This is a genomic window from Prochlorococcus marinus CUG1438, assembly GCA_017644325.1.
GTDB lineage: Bacteria > Cyanobacteriota > Cyanobacteriia > PCC-6307 > Cyanobiaceae > Prochlorococcus_A > Prochlorococcus_A marinus_AA.
On the sequence record JAEPLS010000003.1, the window covers coordinates 134751 to 151952 of the forward strand.

Annotated in this window: 15 protein-coding genes; 10 read left to right on the plus strand and 5 right to left on the minus strand. The window is 32.9% G+C overall.

What is annotated here, in order from left to right; genetic code table 11:
* Positions 1-21: 21 nt before the first annotated feature.
* Positions 22-606 carry a signal peptidase I gene (gene lepB / locus JJ847_09035; protein ID MBO6961030.1) on the minus strand — a complete coding sequence of 195 codons (585 nt, stop codon included), beginning with the start codon at positions 604-606 and terminating at the stop codon, positions 22-24.
* 50 nt (positions 607-656) lie between these two features.
* Here lepB and menD point away from each other — a divergent pair, with 50 nt between their 5' ends.
* Genes menD through murF form a run of 4 tightly spaced genes read left to right on the plus strand, consistent with a single transcriptional unit; the run spans position 657 to position 6188 of the window.
* Positions 657-2420, plus strand: a complete 1764-nt coding sequence (gene menD / locus JJ847_09040) for a 2-succinyl-5-enolpyruvyl-6-hydroxy-3-cyclohexene-1-carboxylic-acid synthase (GenBank protein MBO6961031.1) — start codon at positions 657-659, stop codon at positions 2418-2420.
* A 35-nt stretch (positions 2421-2455) separates the two neighbouring features.
* A complete protein-coding gene (menB, locus tag JJ847_09045; protein ID MBO6961032.1) occupies positions 2456-3313 on the plus strand; it encodes a 1,4-dihydroxy-2-naphthoyl-CoA synthase in 858 nt (285 codons plus the stop codon).
* A 36-nt stretch (positions 3314-3349) separates the two neighbouring features.
* The gene (glgA, locus tag JJ847_09050) at positions 3350-4807 is read left to right on the plus strand and encodes a glycogen synthase GlgA (GenBank protein ID MBO6961033.1); all 1458 of its coding nucleotides are present in this window, start codon (positions 3350-3352) and stop codon (positions 4805-4807) included.
* 7 nt (positions 4808-4814) lie between these two features.
* Complete coding sequence (gene murF / locus JJ847_09055; protein MBO6961034.1) at positions 4815-6188, plus strand: UDP-N-acetylmuramoyl-tripeptide--D-alanyl-D-alanine ligase; 1374 nt, start codon at positions 4815-4817, stop codon at positions 6186-6188.
* A gap of 1 nt (position 6189) precedes the next feature.
* Here murF and glmU read toward each other — a convergent pair whose 3' ends face one another.
* From glmU to aroA, 3 genes are read right to left on the minus strand one after another with little or no spacing between them, the layout of a single operon-like run.
* A complete protein-coding gene (gene glmU / locus JJ847_09060) occupies positions 6190-7539 on the minus strand; it encodes a bifunctional UDP-N-acetylglucosamine diphosphorylase/glucosamine-1-phosphate N-acetyltransferase GlmU (protein ID MBO6961035.1) in 1350 nt (449 codons plus the stop codon).
* A 24-nt stretch (positions 7540-7563) separates the two neighbouring features.
* Entirely contained in the window at positions 7564-8469 is a 906-nt protein-coding gene (locus tag JJ847_09065) for an SAM-dependent methyltransferase (protein MBO6961036.1), read from the minus strand.
* A 6-nt stretch (positions 8470-8475) separates the two neighbouring features.
* Entirely contained in the window at positions 8476-9786 is a 1311-nt protein-coding gene (gene aroA, locus JJ847_09070; protein MBO6961037.1) for a 3-phosphoshikimate 1-carboxyvinyltransferase, read from the minus strand.
* A 130-nt stretch (positions 9787-9916) separates the two neighbouring features.
* On the opposite strand from aroA, the gene JJ847_09075 reads away from it, so the two are divergent.
* From JJ847_09075 to acs, 6 genes are all read left to right on the plus strand, one after another.
* Positions 9917-10645 carry a 2-phosphosulfolactate phosphatase family protein gene (locus JJ847_09075; GenBank protein ID MBO6961038.1) on the plus strand — a complete coding sequence of 243 codons (729 nt, stop codon included), beginning with the start codon at positions 9917-9919 and terminating at the stop codon, positions 10643-10645.
* Positions 10646-10675: 30 nt separating this feature from the next.
* Positions 10676-11503 carry a carbon-nitrogen hydrolase family protein gene (locus JJ847_09080; GenBank protein ID MBO6961039.1) on the plus strand — a complete coding sequence of 276 codons (828 nt, stop codon included), beginning with the start codon at positions 10676-10678 and terminating at the stop codon, positions 11501-11503.
* A complete protein-coding gene (locus JJ847_09085) occupies positions 11503-12591 on the plus strand; it encodes an N-acetylmuramoyl-L-alanine amidase (GenBank protein ID MBO6961040.1) in 1089 nt (362 codons plus the stop codon). Before JJ847_09080 ends, JJ847_09085 begins: the two co-directional genes overlap by 1 nt.
* Entirely contained in the window at positions 12588-13382 is a 795-nt protein-coding gene (gene murI, locus JJ847_09090; protein MBO6961041.1) for a glutamate racemase, read from the plus strand. Before JJ847_09085 ends, murI begins: the two co-directional genes overlap by 4 nt.
* Before the next feature lie 27 nt (positions 13383-13409).
* Entirely contained in the window at positions 13410-14381 is a 972-nt protein-coding gene (sds, locus tag JJ847_09095; GenBank protein ID MBO6961042.1) for a solanesyl diphosphate synthase, read from the plus strand.
* 93 nt (positions 14382-14474) lie between these two features.
* On the plus strand, positions 14475-16457 hold the full coding sequence (acs, locus tag JJ847_09100) for an acetate--CoA ligase (GenBank protein MBO6961043.1): 1983 nt from the start codon (positions 14475-14477) through the stop codon (positions 16455-16457).
* On the opposite strand, the gene JJ847_09105 is transcribed toward acs, so the two are convergent.
* On the minus strand, positions 16454-17176 hold the full coding sequence (locus JJ847_09105) for a DUF1350 family protein (protein ID MBO6961044.1): 723 nt from the start codon (positions 17174-17176) through the stop codon (positions 16454-16456). The genes acs and JJ847_09105 overlap by 4 nt on opposite strands.
* Between the last annotated feature and the right edge of the window lie 26 nt (positions 17177-17202).

The window sequence follows — 17202 nt, forward strand, 5'->3', positions numbered from 1 at the left end:
CCCTACAACATCATGTACCCATTAATCTAAATTATTAAGGGCTGGGATCCGAATAGGTCCAATTTTTTTAAACGGCCAATATCTAAAAATAGCTTTACCAATAACCTTTTCATAAGGTAAAAATCCCCAAATATGTGAGTCCATACTATTATTTCTATTATCTCCCATCACCCATAGTGACTCTTTTGGGACAATAAAAGGCCCTATAGAATAATTAATATTTTTGTCAAAAACGTAATTCTTTTGAGCGATATCATTTAAGTAAAGGTTACCGTCTCTTACTTCTACCTTGTCTCCAGGTATTCCAATTACTCTTTTTATTAGTGCAGTATCTGCTTTATAACCAGCATTAATTAATTCTTCCGGAACGTTAAAAACAACTATTTTATTTTTTAATGTTGAAAGATTTGATTTGGATGTGATTTTGGGAGTTACTTTCTCAACAAGAATTTTATCTTGTATTTGAAGAGTTGGAAGCATTGAACCGGATGGGATCCATCTTGGCTCTATAACCTGCCATCGTATAATTAAAGCTATAGATATCCAGATTAAAAGATTTTTTAAATCCTTTAATATTGAATTTCTTTTTTCTTGAGTTCTAGACATGTTTTATTTAATTCAGTTATAAGGAAAATCCCAAAGCATTTATATAAATTATGACATCATCTATTGAATGCAAAAATTTTCTTAGAAGTTTACAACTTTTGAATCTTCTTATAAAAATAGGAGTTCAAAATTTAATAGTATGTCCTGGTAGTAGATCAGCACCTTTAGCAATAGCTGCGGGAGAATTAAATAAATTAGGGCTAGTAAATATTTTTAATTCAATAGATGAGAGATCTGCTGGATTCCACTCTCTTGGGATTTCTGCTGCATCAGGTAAACTTTCTTTAGTTATTACGACTTCTGGGACTGCTGTAAGTAACTTATTGCCAGCAGCAGTTGAGGCAGATCGATCTTGTAAAGGTATTATATTTCTTACTTCTGATAGACCCTTAAGATTAAAAGATTGTGGCGCTAATCAAACAGTAAATCAAGAAGATTTTTTGAGTTCAGTCTGCAGAAGGGTCTTAAGTACAAATCTAAATGGACTTCATGAAACACCAGAAAATGAAATCTTGAATTTAGTTAGAATTACTGAGAAACAAATTTCAACCTTCCCTGGTCCTATCCATTTAAATATTCCTATTGATAAGCCTTTAGGTATTTCATTTTTGAATAAAAAAAATGTTTTAGAGGTTTTTAAGAGAATTTATTTAAAGAAAAAATATATATTTCAGAAAGTTGAAATAAAGTCTGATAAAAACAAATTCTTAGAAATTTCAAAAAGTTTAAATTTAGATAAATCCGGTATTATTTTGGTAGGTCCCTATCAAGGTTCCATAAATGATTTAACTTCTTTCAATAAATCTTTAGAACGATTACAAGAAATTACTGGTTGGCCTGTATTTGCTGATCCTGTTTCAGGAGTTTATTCTGATTTGAGAGGATTAGTTGTGAACTGGGAATTAGTCTTAAGGAAAAATAAAAATTCAATAAATTGTCATCAACTTTTGAGGCTTGGCCCTATGTCATCCTCAATTGATTTGGAGAAGTTTTTAATAAACTTCGAAGGGATACAAATTCTTATAAAAGAAAAAAATTATAGAAAATTGGACCCTATAAAAAAATCATTTGAATATGATTTTGGGGTATCAAATTTTACTAATCTATTGTTTGAAAAATTATCAATCAACGAAAAAAACAAAAAGCCCCTTACTTCGATGGCTCTAGATCTGATGGAGGAAGGCGAGCAGATTAAAGAAATTTTAAAAGAAAAAATTACCCAGGACAATTCAATTACTGAGTATATGCTTGCAAATCTTGTCCCAAAACTTTGGCCGGCTGAAAATCCTATAATGCTTTCCGCGAGTAGCCCGATTAGAGATTGGCTTACATTTTCTGAGAATGGGACTTTAACAAGAAATTGTTTCAGCTTTAGGGGAGCTTCTGGTATCGATGGTACTTTATCTCTTGCATTAGGTATTTCTAGAATTAAAAATCCTCTACTTCTTGTGACTGGAGATTTGGCTTTTATTCATGATATAAACGGTTGGCTGATTGAAAATTCAATCGATATGAATTTAACAATCCTTCTGATAGATAATAATGGTGGAAATATATTTAATCGTATTTATAAAGAAAATTTAAAAGAAGATGAATTAAAAAAACTTTTTCTCATGCCAAAAGAAATAAAATGGCCAAAACTCGCAGAGGCTTATCAAGTAGACTTTAAAAGTGTGTCAAATTTTAAAAAATTACGAGAGGCATTTGATTGGAGCATTTCTATCCAGAAATCTGTAATAATTAAGGTTGATATTAATCCAGAAAATGAAATTTGTGAAAAAAATACACTGCTAGAAAAAATAATTGGCAGTTAAATTTATCATTTTCTATCTTTGAATAATTAGGTTTCATGAAAGTATTACCTGGTAAAACAACTTTAAATTGGTCAGAGTGCAAATCTTATGAGGATATATTGTTTCACACATCAGATGAGGGAATTGCGAGAATTGCAATTAATCGGCCTGAGAAAAGAAATGCATTTAGGCCACAAACTGTAGATGAACTCATTAACGCATTTAATACCGTAAGAAATGATGAAACTATTGGCGTAGTTCTTTTTACAGGTGCAGGACCTGATAAAAAAGGTATTTATTCTTTTTGCTCTGGAGGTGATCAGAGTGTAAGGGGTGAGAATGGATATAAAAATGATGAAGGGAAGCAGAGATTAAATGTACTTGAACTTCAAAGATTAATAAGAAGTTTGCCTAAAGTGGTTATTGCCTTAGTTCCTGGTTTTGCAATTGGAGGAGGGCAGGTACTACATTTAATTTGTGATCTTAGTATCGCCTCTGAAAATGCAATATTTGGTCAAACAGGTCCAAGAGTTGGTAGCTTTGATGCGGGTTTTGGATCTAGTTATTTGGCAAGACTTGTTGGACAAAGAAAAGCAAAAGAAATTTGGTTTTTATGTAGAAAATATAATTCCAAGGAAGCTCTTAAGATGGGCTTGATAAATGCAATTACAAAGATTGAAGAATTAGAAGCTGAGGGTGTAATCTGGGCTAGAGAGATTTTACGAAATAGTCCAACTGCTATTCGTATTCTTAAAGCCTCATTCAATGCGGAGAATGATGGGATTGCAGGTATTCAAGAATTATCTGGATACACAACTCAATTATTCTATTCGACTGAAGAAGCTCAAGAAGGTAGAGATGCCTTTCTTGAAAAGCGTCCACCAGACTTTTCTGACTATAAGTGGACACCCTAGTTTATTTTTCAAAAGAACTTTTTTAAATAATTATCAATGAGAATTCTTCTTGCCGCTGCTGAATGTGCTCCAATGATCAAAGTTGGAGGTATGGGAGATGTGGTTGGTTCGTTACCTCCATCTTTGATAAAACTTGGTCACGATGTAAGGGTAATAATTCCAGGGTATGGAAAATTATGGAGTCTTTTAGAGGTATCTAATGAACCAGTCTTTAGAGCAAATACGATGGGCACTGATTTCGCAGTATATGAAGCAAAACATCCAATTCATAATTTTGTGATTTACCTCGTGGGTCATCCAACATTTGACTCTGACCAAATATATGGAGGCGAAAATGAGGACTGGCGCTTTACATTTTTTGCTAGTGCTACTGCTGAATTTGCTTGGAATTGTTGGAAGCCTCAAGTTCTTCATTGCCATGATTGGCACACTGGAATGATTCCTGTATGGATGCATCAGGACCCCGAAATTAGTACTGTCTTCACAATTCATAATTTAAAATACCAAGGGCCTTGGAGGTGGAAACTTGAAAAAATGACTTGGTGTCCTTGGTATATGCATGGAGACCACACAATGGCTGCGGCAATGTTGTATGCAGATAGGGTCAATGCTGTTTCTCCGACTTATGCCGATGAAATTAAAACCCATGAATACGGGGAAAGTCTTGAAGGATTACTTAATTATATTTCAGGTAAATTAAGGGGAATTCTTAATGGTATAGATCTTGATGAATGGAATCCAGCCAAAGATCAAGTTTTACCTGCAAAATTCAGTATTAAAAATTTAGAAAATAGAATAGAAAATAAGAAAATTCTGCAGAGAGAAATGGGTCTCGAAGTTAATTCTAAAAAATATCTTTTAGGTATGGTCAGTAGGCTTGTTGATCAGAAAGGGGTTGACTTACTTTTACAAGTTTCAAGAAGACTATTAGCCTATACAGATTCTCAAATTGCTGTTTTAGGGACTGGAGATAGATATTTAGAGTCTGGATTATGGCAACTGGCATTAGATTACCCAGGAAGATTCTCAGTATTTCTTACATACGATGATTCTTTATCAAGGCTTATCTATGGCGGCTCAGATGCATTTCTAATGCCAAGTAGATTTGAACCTTGTGGGATTAGTCAACTCCTCGCTATGAGATATGGCTCTATTCCAATAGTTAGGCGAGTTGGAGGTTTAGTTGATACAGTTTTACCTCATGACCCAGAAAATAATAGTGGTACGGGATTTTGTTTTGATCGCTTTGAGCCTATAGATTTCTATACTTCTTTAGTAAGATCATGGGAAGCCTTTAGGCATAAAGATAGTTGGCAACTACTGCAAAAAAGAGCCATGAGTCAAGAGTTTAGTTGGCAAAGATCAGCTCTTGAATACGAAGTTATGTATAAGGATGTTTGCGGAATAAAAGAACCATCACCAGATGTCGCTGAAGTTGAAAAATTTTCCTACGGACAATCAGCTGATCCATCTTTAAAAAAAAGTATGACTTAATTTTTTAATGAAATTCTCTTTATCAGAATTAAACGATGTTTTAGGGGATATTAGAAATCTGAGCGAGGAGAAAAGAGATTTTTTAAATTTTAATAATATAAGTATTGATAGTAGAACTTTATTAAAAAATGATCTTTTTATAGCTATCAAGGGTAAAAATTTTGATGGACATAGCTTTCTTCCAGAGGTTTTAAATAAAGGAGTTAAATCTGTAGTAATTAAAAAAGGGATGCAGAGATTACTTCCTAGTAATTTTCCTTATTGGGTTGTAAATGACACAACAGAGGCATTTCAAAAATTAGCATTGTTAAAAAGAAAAAAATTAAATATTCCTATTGTTGCAATAACTGGCTCAGTGGGTAAAACAACAACAAAAGAAATGATTGGTGGAGTTTTAAATAAACTTGGAAGTATTAAATTATCTCATGCAAATTTTAATAATGAGATTGGAGTTGGTCTTACTATCCTTGCTACAGATATAGAAGATAAAGTTTTAGTTCTTGAGATGGGGATGAGAGGTCTTGGACAGATCGAGAATTTATCTAAATATAGTGAACCTGATATTGCAGTTATAACTAATATTGGCACAGCTCATATTGGATTATTAGGCTCGAAAAAGAATATTACTCATGCAAAGTGTGAAATTAGTAAATTTTTAAATCCCAAAGGAGTTGTAATAATCCCAGCGAATGATAAACTTCTTGAAGAAATTTTAAAAGAATACTGGAAAGGTAGAGTAATTAAAGTAGAGCTGTTAAATATAGAAAATCAAAAGGAGAATTTTAAGAGAGATGATAATTTGCGAGGATTTTATAATCCTTCGAATAAAACAATTTTAGTCGAAGAAAATACCTGTGAAATTTCATTTGAGGGATTTCATAATGCTTCGAATTTCTTATTTGCTTATGCAGTTGCTAAAGAGTTAGGCATTGATTTTGCAAGTTTTAATAAATTTGATTTTGTAAGTTTAGGTGGAAGAAATAAAATTCTTAAATCAGTAAAAACAACAATATATGATGAATCTTATAATGCTTCGCCAGAGTCAGTGAAAGCATGTATTAAAAACCTGCTTGAAAAACCGAGAAATAAATTTTTCATATTTGGAAGTATGCAAGAATTGGGAAAAGAATCTGAAAAATATCACAAGGAAATATTCAACTTAATAAATAATTCAGATATAAAAAAGTGTCTATTTATTTGTGATAAAAAAAATGAAAAAATTTACACCAATTATCTAAAAGATAAGAAAAAATTCTTAGTTTTAAATCATATTAAAGATGTACCTCATGAGATAAACAAATCTACAAAAAAAGGTGATTCTATTCTTATTAAAGGGAGCAGATGTTGGCAACTTGAAAAAATTATTGAATTAATTAACTAAATTAGGATTTCTTTCTTTCCCAATTTTCTATATTTATTTGCTTAGTTCTTGAGATTGCTAATGAATTATCTTTAGAGTCTTTTGTGATAACTGAACCAGCTCCTGTTGTAACTGATTCCCCGAGATTTATTGGAGCTACAAAAACTGTATTTGCACCAATGCTGGAATTTTTACCAATTTTTGTTTGATGTTTTTTCTGACCATCAAAATTTGCAGTTATAGTACCTGCTCCGATATTTGTAGATCTTCCAATAATAGAATCGCCAATATAACTTAAATGGTTTACTTTAGATTCTTCCTCTAATTGACTATTTTTGATTTCAACAAAATTACCTATTTTGCTAAAGGAAGATATTTTGGAATTAGGTCTTATATGACTGTAGGGACCAATTTTTATATGATCTATTATTTGTGAATCATAAACGGTGGAATTGGAGATTTCACAATTTAATCCCACATTAGAATTCTCAATAAAAGTATTTGGTCCGATAATACAATGACTATTTATTTTTGTATTTCCTCTTATATGTGTATTAGCCTCTATAATTACATCCTTACCAATTTCAGCTTCTTCACTAATTGAACAACTCGCTTTATTTATAAAAGTTACACCATTAAGCATATGCTTTTCCTTAATTGAATTCTGAAAACTTTCCTCGCACTCTGATAATTGAATTCTATTATTAATTCCTTGAAGCTCTCTATTATCTTCTATCTCCAAGCTTAAGGAATTTTTTAGCAAAGATATTGTATCCGTTAAGTAAATCTCTTTTTGATTATTATTGCTTCTCAGGGTATTAATTATTTCTGACAAGTTACCCCAGTTAAAACAGTAAACACCTGCATTTATTAATGGATTTTCTCTTTCCTGATCATTGCAATCTTTTTCTTCAACAATTCTCTCGATAAAATCTCCCTTCAAAAAAACTCTGCCATACCCATAAGGATTTTTTTTCTTAGTGGTTATTAAAGAAACATCTGCATTTTTTGAATCATGTAAATTTAGAAGCTTATTTAGAGTCTCAGGCTTTATGAGAGGCACATCCCCATTAAGCACTAAAAGTTTCCCTTCATTTTTTTTCACTGCTTTACAAAGTACTTGGATAGCATGACCAGTTCCTGATTGGGGATCTTGGATAACAAATTGGATTTTTTTATTATCTGTTATTGACTCTTGTACTTCGTTTGATTTGTGTCCAGTAATTACGAAAATTTGATCAGGATTTAATTCAACACAAGAATCAATTACCCTCTGCAAAAGACTTTTCCCAGAAATTTTATGCAAAACTTTTGGCAATGAGCTTTCCATCCTAGTGCCCTTACCTGCAGCCAATATCGCAACACTTAACATATTTTTTTGAATATATATATAAATCTAACTCTTAAAGGACGACTTCGTCATTCCCCACTTTTTTCTCCATTTCTTTGTAGGTACTAGATTTGAGAATAATTGTTCATCCAATCTTTTTTTTATGATATCGTCTTTAGTTGAGTTTAAATTTGTATCTCTATAAGGAATACTAGCTTTAGTAAGAAGATGCTCCTCTTCCATGACAGATAACTTTTCAAGATTGAGATTAGAGTTCATTTTATTCTTGTCAAATTTTGCTATTGCCACAGTGCCTTGACTCCAAAAAGTTCTTTCATTAAAACTTGGTTTGATAGTAAAAATTTCTAAACCAAGATTTCTTAAAGTTTTTCTTACTGCGGCTGAGGATGAATAGGTTATTAAATAACCCTGAGGATGAAGTTTTTGTGAAACCTTTGATAAAAATTCAATTGTCCAAACTTGTGGACATTTTTGAGGAGAAAAACCGTCTAAATAAATCAGATCGAATTTAATAGCTGCAGGAATAGTATTTATTTTTTCTCTGGCATCACCCCACAACATTCTGCATTTAAAAAATTGATCATCAAAGCTATCATTTAGGTATAAAGAATCCAAAATTTTTTTGACTTTTGGAGCCCATAATTGTTCAAAAGATTGATTCTTGAGGGCATATTCGAGAGGCTTTTTATTAATCTCTAAGGCATACAAATTCAAATAAGACTTTTGTTTAATTAATTCGTTTAATAAAGAGGCAGAATTATATCCTAAACCAAAACATATATCCAAAACATTAAGAGATTTGCCCTTAAATCTTTGCAAATCTGAAGGAGCTGTAAATTTTATTTTTGTTTCTTCAAGTGCTCCCAATAAGCTATGGAAATTTTCTTGAAAAAATACACTCCTTAAAGAGTAACTTCCATCTTCTGTTAAAACTTCTTTGAATTCAGACAAAAGATTTTAGTAAGTCAATTTTGCAAGGTCTTCCCAAAAAGTGGGATAAGAAACGTTAGAAGCATCTGCTCTATTTATCTTCGAGGTTCCTTTGGCAAGAAGTGAAGCTATAGCAAGACTCATTGATACACGATGATCGGTTTCACTATCTACCTCTGCAGAATTAAATTTTGATTGCCCATTAATTATTAGTCCATCCTCTTTCTCTTTTATTACAGCACCGAATTTCCGTAATTGCCTTGCCATAACTTTTAATCTGTCTGTTTCCTTAACTCTTAATTCCTGCGCATCATTAATTTCAGAAACTCCATCACAAAAGCAAGCTGCTACGGTAAGTATAGGAATTTCATCTACAAGTTTTGGGAGTATGTCTCCTTCAATAGTAAATGATCTTAAATTATTTGCAGTTCTAACTTTAATAGATCCAATAGGTTCTCCCGCAACTATTGATTTATCTAAAATCTCATAATTGCAACCCATTAAATCCATAATATTTAAGATTCCTGTTCTTGTAGGGTTTAATCCAACATTCTTAATTAAAACCTCTGAATTTGGCACTATAGACGCGGCAATCATCCAAAAGGATGCAGAGCTAATGTCTCCAGGGACTAATATAGTTTGCCCAATTAAATTTCTTCCTGATTTAACTACTACATTTCTTCCTAATTCCCCTCTAATACTTATATCTGCTCCAAATGCTTTTAACATTCTTTCGGTATGATCCCTTGATGATGCTGGCTCAATAACAGAAGTAGTTCCAGAAGCTTTAAGGCCAGCTAATAATATTGCCGACTTTACTTGAGCACTTGCTACAGGAGTTCCAATAACACATCCTTTAAGTTTATTCCCATCAATTGAAATCGGAGCTTTGTTACCACTTTCTCTCCCAAAAATTTTTCCACCCATCAAAGATAAAGGTTTCCCTACTCTCCCCATTGGCCTTTCATTAAGAGAATTATCCCCAGTTAAGATAAAATTCTTACCTTCTTGACCGGCTAATAAACCCATTAGTAACCTCATAGTGGTTCCTGAATTTCCACAATTGAGAATTGCTTTAGGCTCTTTCAATCCGTTGAGCCCCACGCCTGAAATAGTGAAAGGTTCATCTTTTATTATTTGTGGAATATTTACACCCAATTTCTTTAGACATTCGGCTGTTGAAAGTGGATCCTCAGAATGTAAAAAACCCTCAATAGTGGTTTCACCCTGGGCAATACTTCCAATTATCAGAGCTCTATGGGAAATAGATTTGTCTCCAGGTACTTTTATTTTTCCTCTTAAATTACCTCCACCTTTTATTGTGCGGGTATTATTCATTTTAAAATTAATACTTGATAAGATTTTTTAATCCAAATTAGATTTATATTATCAATAAGTTTGTTTTTTAAAAAAAAATATTCAAAGTAAGTAACTGTTTTCTATAATAAAGCAAATAGAGGATCTGATCATTAATCTTTCTTATTATCATGTCGCAAACGATGTTCCAGATGTAAGTCCAGATATTGCTGTGGTAATTGATGTTTTAAGGGCTACAACCACTATTTCTTGGGCTTTGAAAAATGGGGCTGACTGTATACAAGTTTTTGCAGATTTAGATTTATTGAAAGAATCCGCTATTAAATGGCATTCCGATAAGAGACTAATGATTGGTGAAAGAGGTGGAAAGAAAATTGATGGCTTTGACTTAGGAAATTCTCCTTTATCAGTTACGAAAAAAATTGTTAATGGTAAAAGATTGTTTATGAGCACTACAAATGGAACTAAATCTTTGCAAAAAGTACAACATGCAAAGCATTTATTTGCTATGGCACTGCCGAATAGACGGGCGGTTGCTGAAAAAATTATTTCATTAAGAAGCGAAAATGTTTTAATACTTGGTAGTGGTTGGGAAGGCTCATACTCATTAGAGGACTCTTTAGCGGCTGGTGCACTAGCCTCTTACTTGGAAGATAACTGCGATTGGGAAGTTACTATTGTTAATGATGAATTACAGGCTGCTTTGGCGCTCTGGGATCTATGGAAAAATGATATTTTAAAATGTTTAAAAACAGCAACTCATGGCAAAAGATTGACAAGTCTCGGTGATTATGAGGAGGATTTTAAATGTTGCTCTGAACTTGATTGCTTAGATATTGTTCCTGCTCAAGTTGAAAGAGGTGTGATTCGTGCTTCATGATTTACGAATTTGTTTACAAGGAGTAATTTTTTGACTGATTTTTTAGTAGCTGCATTACAAATTACGAGCACTTCTAATGTTGAAGCTAATTTCGTAGAAGCAGAAGAACAGATCGAATTAGCTGCTAGAAGAGGTGCTGAATTAATTGGTTTACCTGAGAATTTTGCCTTTTTGGGAGAGGATGAAGAAAAACTTAATTTAGCTTCTGAATTGTCAGTGAAATGTACAAATTTTCTCAAAACTATGGCGCAACGATATCAAGTATTCCTTTTGGGAGGAGGATACCCTGTTCCCGCTGGTGATGGTAGTCATACTTTAAATAGGTCAGCACTTTTTGGAAGAGATGGGCAAGTTTTGGCAAAATATGACAAAATTCATTTGTTTGATGTTGATTTGCCAGACGGGAATTTATATAAGGAATCATCTACTATATTATCGGGAGAAAAATATCCCCCAGTTGTAGATATCCCTGGTTTATGTAAAGTGGGATTATCAATTTGTTACGACGTTAGGTTCCCTGAACTTTATAGATATTTGTCTTTGAATGGCGCAGAGTTAATTATGATTCCCGCAGCTTTTACAGCATTTACTGGGAAAGATCACTGGCAAATCTTATTACAAGCACGGGCTATCGAGAATACAGCATATGTAGTCGCTCCAGCTCAAACTGGAATCCATTATGGGAGAAGACAAAGTCATGGTCACGCTATGGTTATAGACCCATGGGGGACTGTTTTGTCTGATGCTGGAAAAACTCAGGGTGCCGCGATAGCCCCAGCTGATAAAGAAAGAGTAAAAAAAATTAGGGAGCAGATGCCAAGTCTTAAGCATCGAAAAAATAAATTATTTTCAAACTAATGTTAAGGTTTTCTAAGAAAAAACTTTTTCGTTTTTTTTCTTTTTTTATATTTTTAAATTATACAACTATTCTCCCAGTTAAATCTTCAAGCTCACTGGCGGCATGGGCTTTAAAGTCCAATGGAATTTTAGAATTAAGAACTAAATCAAATACAAAGCTAAAAGCATACTTCCAGAGGGCTAATCAAACATATGGTGATAGATTCTGGATAGATTTCCCAGGAGAATTAAAAAATCCTAGAAGAATAAAAGGTAATGGTCCAATTAAAGAAATTAGATTAGGTAAACCTAAAATTGGCAGTACGAGACTAGTAATTGAATTTCAGGAAGGAACTTATTTGAACCCTTTGACTTGGCGAATGTTTGGCTTAGATCAAAATAGGTGGAGAATTAAGCTATTTAAACCAAAATATCCATTTACCAAGATAAGTGAAGGATTAGTTGGCCAGAGTGTAGGAAATGTTAAAACAAATCAAAACTCAATTTATCTTAAGAAAAGAGTAAATGATTCCTTTCAATTACCAAAAGTAAAGCAAGGTAAATTTTCTGTTGTTATCGATCCAGGGCATGGAGGACCTGATCCAGGAGCAATAGGTATTAATGGTATAAGAGAAACAGACGTTGTACTTGAGGTCTCTAAAATAGTCCAGAAGTTACTTTCTGATAAAGGTGTCAAAGTAAGGCTTACTAGAAAAAATGAAGTTGATTTGGATTTACCTCCAAGAGTTTCCATCGCAAACAGATTTGATGCCGATATTTTTGTAAGTATTCATGCAAATGCCTCAAGAGGGAAAAGAAAAGATATTAATGGTCTAGAAACCTTTTACTATAGAGGTTGGAGAGGTAGATTACTCGCCAAAAGAATTCAAAAACAAATTCTTAGAGTTTCCCCTGGGAGTCCTGATAGAGGTGTTAAACAGGGTAGATATTATGTGATTAAGAATACAAAAATGCCTGCAGCTCTTGTTGAAATCGGTTTTTTAACAGGAAGGTTAGATGCAAGAAGATTAGAAAAATCTACACATCGTAAAAGAATAGCTTATGCCATCGCAAAAGGCATTCTTGAATATTTTTCCAAAGTAGGGTGAAAATTAGAGTAGGAATTTTTGACAGTGGCATAGGTGGTTTTACTATCCTTAAATCTTTACTAAAAACACGTAAAGATGTTGAAGTTTTTTATTTGGCTGATACAAAAAGAATCCCCTTTGGAAATAAAAATTTTGATGAGATAAGAATCATTGCAAAAGAGATTTGCACCTTTTTTGAAAAAAAGAATTTGGACGCACTTTTAATAGCCTGCAATACTACAAATGCATGTGCACTTGATATCGTAGAAAATCACTTGAAGATCCCATGTTTTGACCTGATAAACTCTGCATCAGAAATAGTTAATAAAAAAATAATCGGTGTGTTGGCAACAAAAACTACAGTCAGATCTTCATATTACAAAAAGGCTATAAATTCTAAAAAAGAGAATTTGCAAATATTTCAACAAGAATGCCCAGAATTTGTCTCAGAAATTGAGAAAGAAAAGCTTGATTTTGGAAAATTAGATTATCTTTCTGATTTGTATCTAAGACCACTATTAAATAAAAATATTGAAGAATTAATACTTGGATGTAGTCATTATCCTTTGATTTATGACTTTTTAAGAAAAAAAATTGACTCAAATATAAAAATTATTGATCCTGCAGAAGCGTTAATAAAAAATTTTAATAAATCTTTTAGTAATCCAAAAACTGACCATTATGAAAGTCTTTCTAACGAAAATATAAAATTCTTTGTTACTTCAAAAAAAGATGAATTTTTCAAAAAAGTAAAATTCTGGCTTGAACTTAATAAAGAAATTAGGTTGGTGAACCTCCGAAGCAATGTTTGATTCTTTAATATATATAAGAGGTCAATCATGAATACAGTAACAGAACTACTACAACCAGTTGAAAATGATCTTGATGATCTTATTCTTGAACTGAAAAATTTAATTGGAGCTGGTCATCCAATTCTTCAAGCCGCGGCAGAGCACCTATTCAGTGCAGGGGGAAAAAGACTAAGACCAGGGATAGTTTTGTTAATTTCAAAAGCTATATCTCCTGAATTTAATCTGAAAAATAAACACAAAAGACTTGCCGAAATAACTGAAATGATACATACAGCATCATTAGTCCATGATGATGTTGTTGATGAAGCTTCTACAAGAAGAGGTGTAGATACTGTTCATAGTAGATTTAATACTAGAGTAGCTGTATTGGCTGGTGATTTTTTATTTGCTCAAGCAAGTTGGCACCTAGCGAATCTCGATAATGTAAACGTAGTTAAATTACTTAGTAGGGTAATAATGGATTTAGCAGAAGGTGAAATCAAACAGAATTTAAATAGATTTGATTCGGCGCAATCATTTTCCAAATACATAAATAAAAGTTACTGTAAAACTGCATCTTTAATAGCTAACAGTTGTAAGGCGGCTGGGGTTCTAAGTGACCTTAATGATGAACAATTAAATTCCCTTTACGAGTTTGGCAAAAATATTGGTCTTGCATTCCAAGTTGTAGATGACATACTTGACTTTACCGGAAACGATAAACAACTCGGAAAGCCAGCTATAAGTGACCTCGCTAGTGGATATCTTACTGCACCAGTTTTATATGCTTTAGAAGAGAATAAGAAATTGTCTGTTCTTATAAATAGAGAACTTGCTGAAGAAAAAGATTTAGATGATGCTCTTAGCATTATTATGAACTCTGATGCAATCGAAAGTTCCAGAAAATTAGCTGAAAATTTTGCAATGCTCTCGAAAGAAGCCATAGTCTGGATTCCTGATTCAGAATACAAAAGAGCATTAATGGCTCTACCAGAATTTGTTCTTGGGCGTATTTATTAAAATTATCAAAAAAATTTTTTCAGCTAAATTAATATTAAAATTTCTGAAAACTCTGAACTTTTAGACTAACTTTATTAAACATAGATTTATTTAATGTCATTAGATAAAAAAAATTCAATCAATAACATCCTTGAAGAAAATAGAGTTTTCCCTCCTTCAAAAGAATTTACAGAAAACTCAAATATTAGATCACACAAAGAATTATTTAATCTAAAAAAACAAGCATTAGATAATCCAATTCAATTTTGGGAATCATTTGGAAGATCTGAGTTGGATTGGTTTGAGCCATTTCAAACTGTACTAGATAGTGATGAGGCTCCTTTTTTTAAGTGGTTTAAGGAAGGCAAACTCAATATTACATATAACTGTTTAGATAGACATATTAAGAGAGGGCTGGGAGAAAAAACTGCACTGATATGGGAAGGTGAACCTGGAGATAGCAAAAAATATACTTACGTAGAACTTCTTAAAGAGGTATGTAAAGCAGCTAATGCACTGAAAACTATTGGAGTTAAAAAAGGAGATTTGGTATGCATTTATATGCCAATGATTCCTGAGGCAATGTTTGCTATGTTAGCTTGTGCAAGAATTGGTGCCCCCCATTCAGTTGTCTTTGGGGGATTTTCTTCAGAGGCTTTAAAAGATAGATTAATTGATGGAAATGCTAAATTTGTTATCACTGCAGATGGTGGTTTCAGAAAAGATAAGGTGGTTGAGCTTAAGAAAGCAGTTGATTTAGCAATTGAAAGCGGAGGTGATGCGGTTGTAGAAAAAGTAGTTGTTGTTCAGAGAACTAAAAAAAATATTTCTATGGTTGAGGATAGAGATTTCTGGTGGCATGAATTATTAAAAAATCAAAAAGATCATTGTGAACCAGAAATAATGAATAGCGAGGATAGACTTTTTATTCTTTATACTTCTGGCTCTACTGGAAAGCCCAAAGGTGTAGTTCACACTACAGGTGGTTACAATCTTTGGTCCCATTTGACATTCAAATGGATTTTTGATTTGAAAGATGACGATATTTACTGGTGTACTGCTGATGTTGGTTGGATTACAGGGCATAGTTACATAGTTTATGGGCCTTTATCTAATGGTGCTACAACCTTAATGTACGAGGGAGTGCCAAGACCCTCAAATTTGGGGGCTTTTTGGGAAATTGTACAAAAATATAAGGTTTCTATTTTTTATACCGCACCAACTGCAATAAGAGCATTTATGAAGTCTGGGCGTGAAATTCCTGATAAATATAATCTTGAGAGCCTTAGGCTTTTGGGCACAGTTGGAGAACCAATTAACCCTGAAGCATGGATATGGTACAAGGATGTTATTGGTAAAGATAAATGCCCTATTGTTGATACTTGGTGGCAAACTGAAACTGGTGGCGTGATGATAAGTCCCTTGCCTGGAGTCGTTGCTACAAAGCCAGGTTCAGCTACTTTCCCTCTGCCAGGAATCGAAGTTGAAATTGTCGATAAGAATGGAGATAAGGTTAAGGAGAACGAGGGTGGCTATTTAATTATTAAGAAACCTTGGCCAGGGATGATGAGAACAATTCACGGAAACTCAGAGAGATATTTGGAGAGTTATTGGGAATATATTTCCTTTAAAGGAGAAAAAAATGTTTATTTTGCTGGAGATGGAGCACGCATTGATGAAGATGGATATATATGGATTATGGGAAGAGTTGATGATGTCATAAGTGTTTCAGGACATCGGTTAGGAACAATGGAAATAGAATCTGCTTTGGTAAGTCATAAATCAGTTGCAGAGTCTGCAGTCGTTGGTAAAAAAGATGATTTAAAAGGTGAAGTTATAGTTGCTTTTGTATCTCTAGAGAAAGACGTGAACGGTTCTTCAGAAATAGTAGAGGAGCTAAAGAAACATGTTGTTAATGAAATTGGAATTATCGCAAAGCCTGAAAAGATTATAATTTCCGACTCTCTTCCGAAAACACGTAGTGGAAAAATTATGAGGAGAATTTTAAGATCTTTGGCTGCTGGAGAAAAAATTAGCGGTGATATAAGCACTCTTGAAGATAGTTCTGTTTTAGAAAAGCTGAAAGAATTATCCTAATCAGATTTATCAATTAAATTAGAAATTTTTTTTATAGTATTTCTTTTGAATTCATCATCGGCCCAGTCTCCTAAAAAATTTTCTCTTAGCCCTGCGCTTGCAATAATAGTGTGTGTACCTTTTAACATTACCCCCTTAGAATCATCCTCTTTTCTCGCTTTCAGACAAGAAAATAATTCATCTGTTTGATCTAATTCGTCTGAGTTGAATTTTATTAGGAAGTTATTTTTTTGATTATATGTTTTTTCAATTAATCGCAAAGTTCTTTCAGGGCTTGGGCTAAATTCACTGCTGAATTCTAATTTTTGAGAAATTTGTTTCAATAATGGAATAGATTTGTTAGCACTGAAGTTATTAAAACTTATTGAGATGAATTTTTCGCAATTTCTTCCACCATCAGGGGATATTAAATGAAGTTTGCAACCCAGGCTATGCCCAATTCTTATTGAAGGAATTGATGCTCCTATTCTCTTGGATAAAGATATTCGGCAATTCTTGAAATCCCTCCATGCTTTAATAGCAAGTTGTTGGTGATCGAATTGTGGAGTGTATTTATATGCATGTACAGCATAGTTTTTATTAATTAAACTCTCTATGAATCTTCTATAAGTTAAATCTGGTTTAGAAGCTAGATAACTTCCACCAATAAATTCCACAATTTTTTTTGGATTTGAAGGCCAATAACAAAAATTATTAAATTGATATTTTGTAAAAGTCATCTTTCATAAACTAAAAATGTTTCAAA

Coding starts and splice junctions, on each gene's coding strand:
- glgA (MBO6961033.1), top strand. CDS start 3,350: ATGAGAATTCTTCTTGCCGCTGCTGAATGTGCTCCAATGATCAAAGTT.
- menB (MBO6961032.1), top strand. CDS start 2,456: ATGAAAGTATTACCTGGTAAAACAACTTTAAATTGGTCAGAGTGCAAA.
- lepB (MBO6961030.1), bottom strand. CDS start 606: ATGTCTAGAACTCAAGAAAAAAGAAATTCAATATTAAAGGATTTAAAA.
- murF (MBO6961034.1), top strand. CDS start 4,815: ATGAAATTCTCTTTATCAGAATTAAACGATGTTTTAGGGGATATTAGA.
- aroA (MBO6961037.1), bottom strand. CDS start 9,786: ATGAATAATACCCGCACAATAAAAGGTGGAGGTAATTTAAGAGGAAAA.
- acs (MBO6961043.1), top strand. CDS start 14,475: ATGTCATTAGATAAAAAAAATTCAATCAATAACATCCTTGAAGAAAAT.
- JJ847_09105 (MBO6961044.1), bottom strand. CDS start 17,176: ATGACTTTTACAAAATATCAATTTAATAATTTTTGTTATTGGCCTTCA.
- sds (MBO6961042.1), top strand. CDS start 13,410: ATGAATACAGTAACAGAACTACTACAACCAGTTGAAAATGATCTTGAT.
- menD (MBO6961031.1), top strand. CDS start 657: ATGACATCATCTATTGAATGCAAAAATTTTCTTAGAAGTTTACAACTT.
- JJ847_09085 (MBO6961040.1), top strand. CDS start 11,503: ATGTTAAGGTTTTCTAAGAAAAAACTTTTTCGTTTTTTTTCTTTTTTT.
- glmU (MBO6961035.1), bottom strand. CDS start 7,539: ATGTTAAGTGTTGCGATATTGGCTGCAGGTAAGGGCACTAGGATGGAA.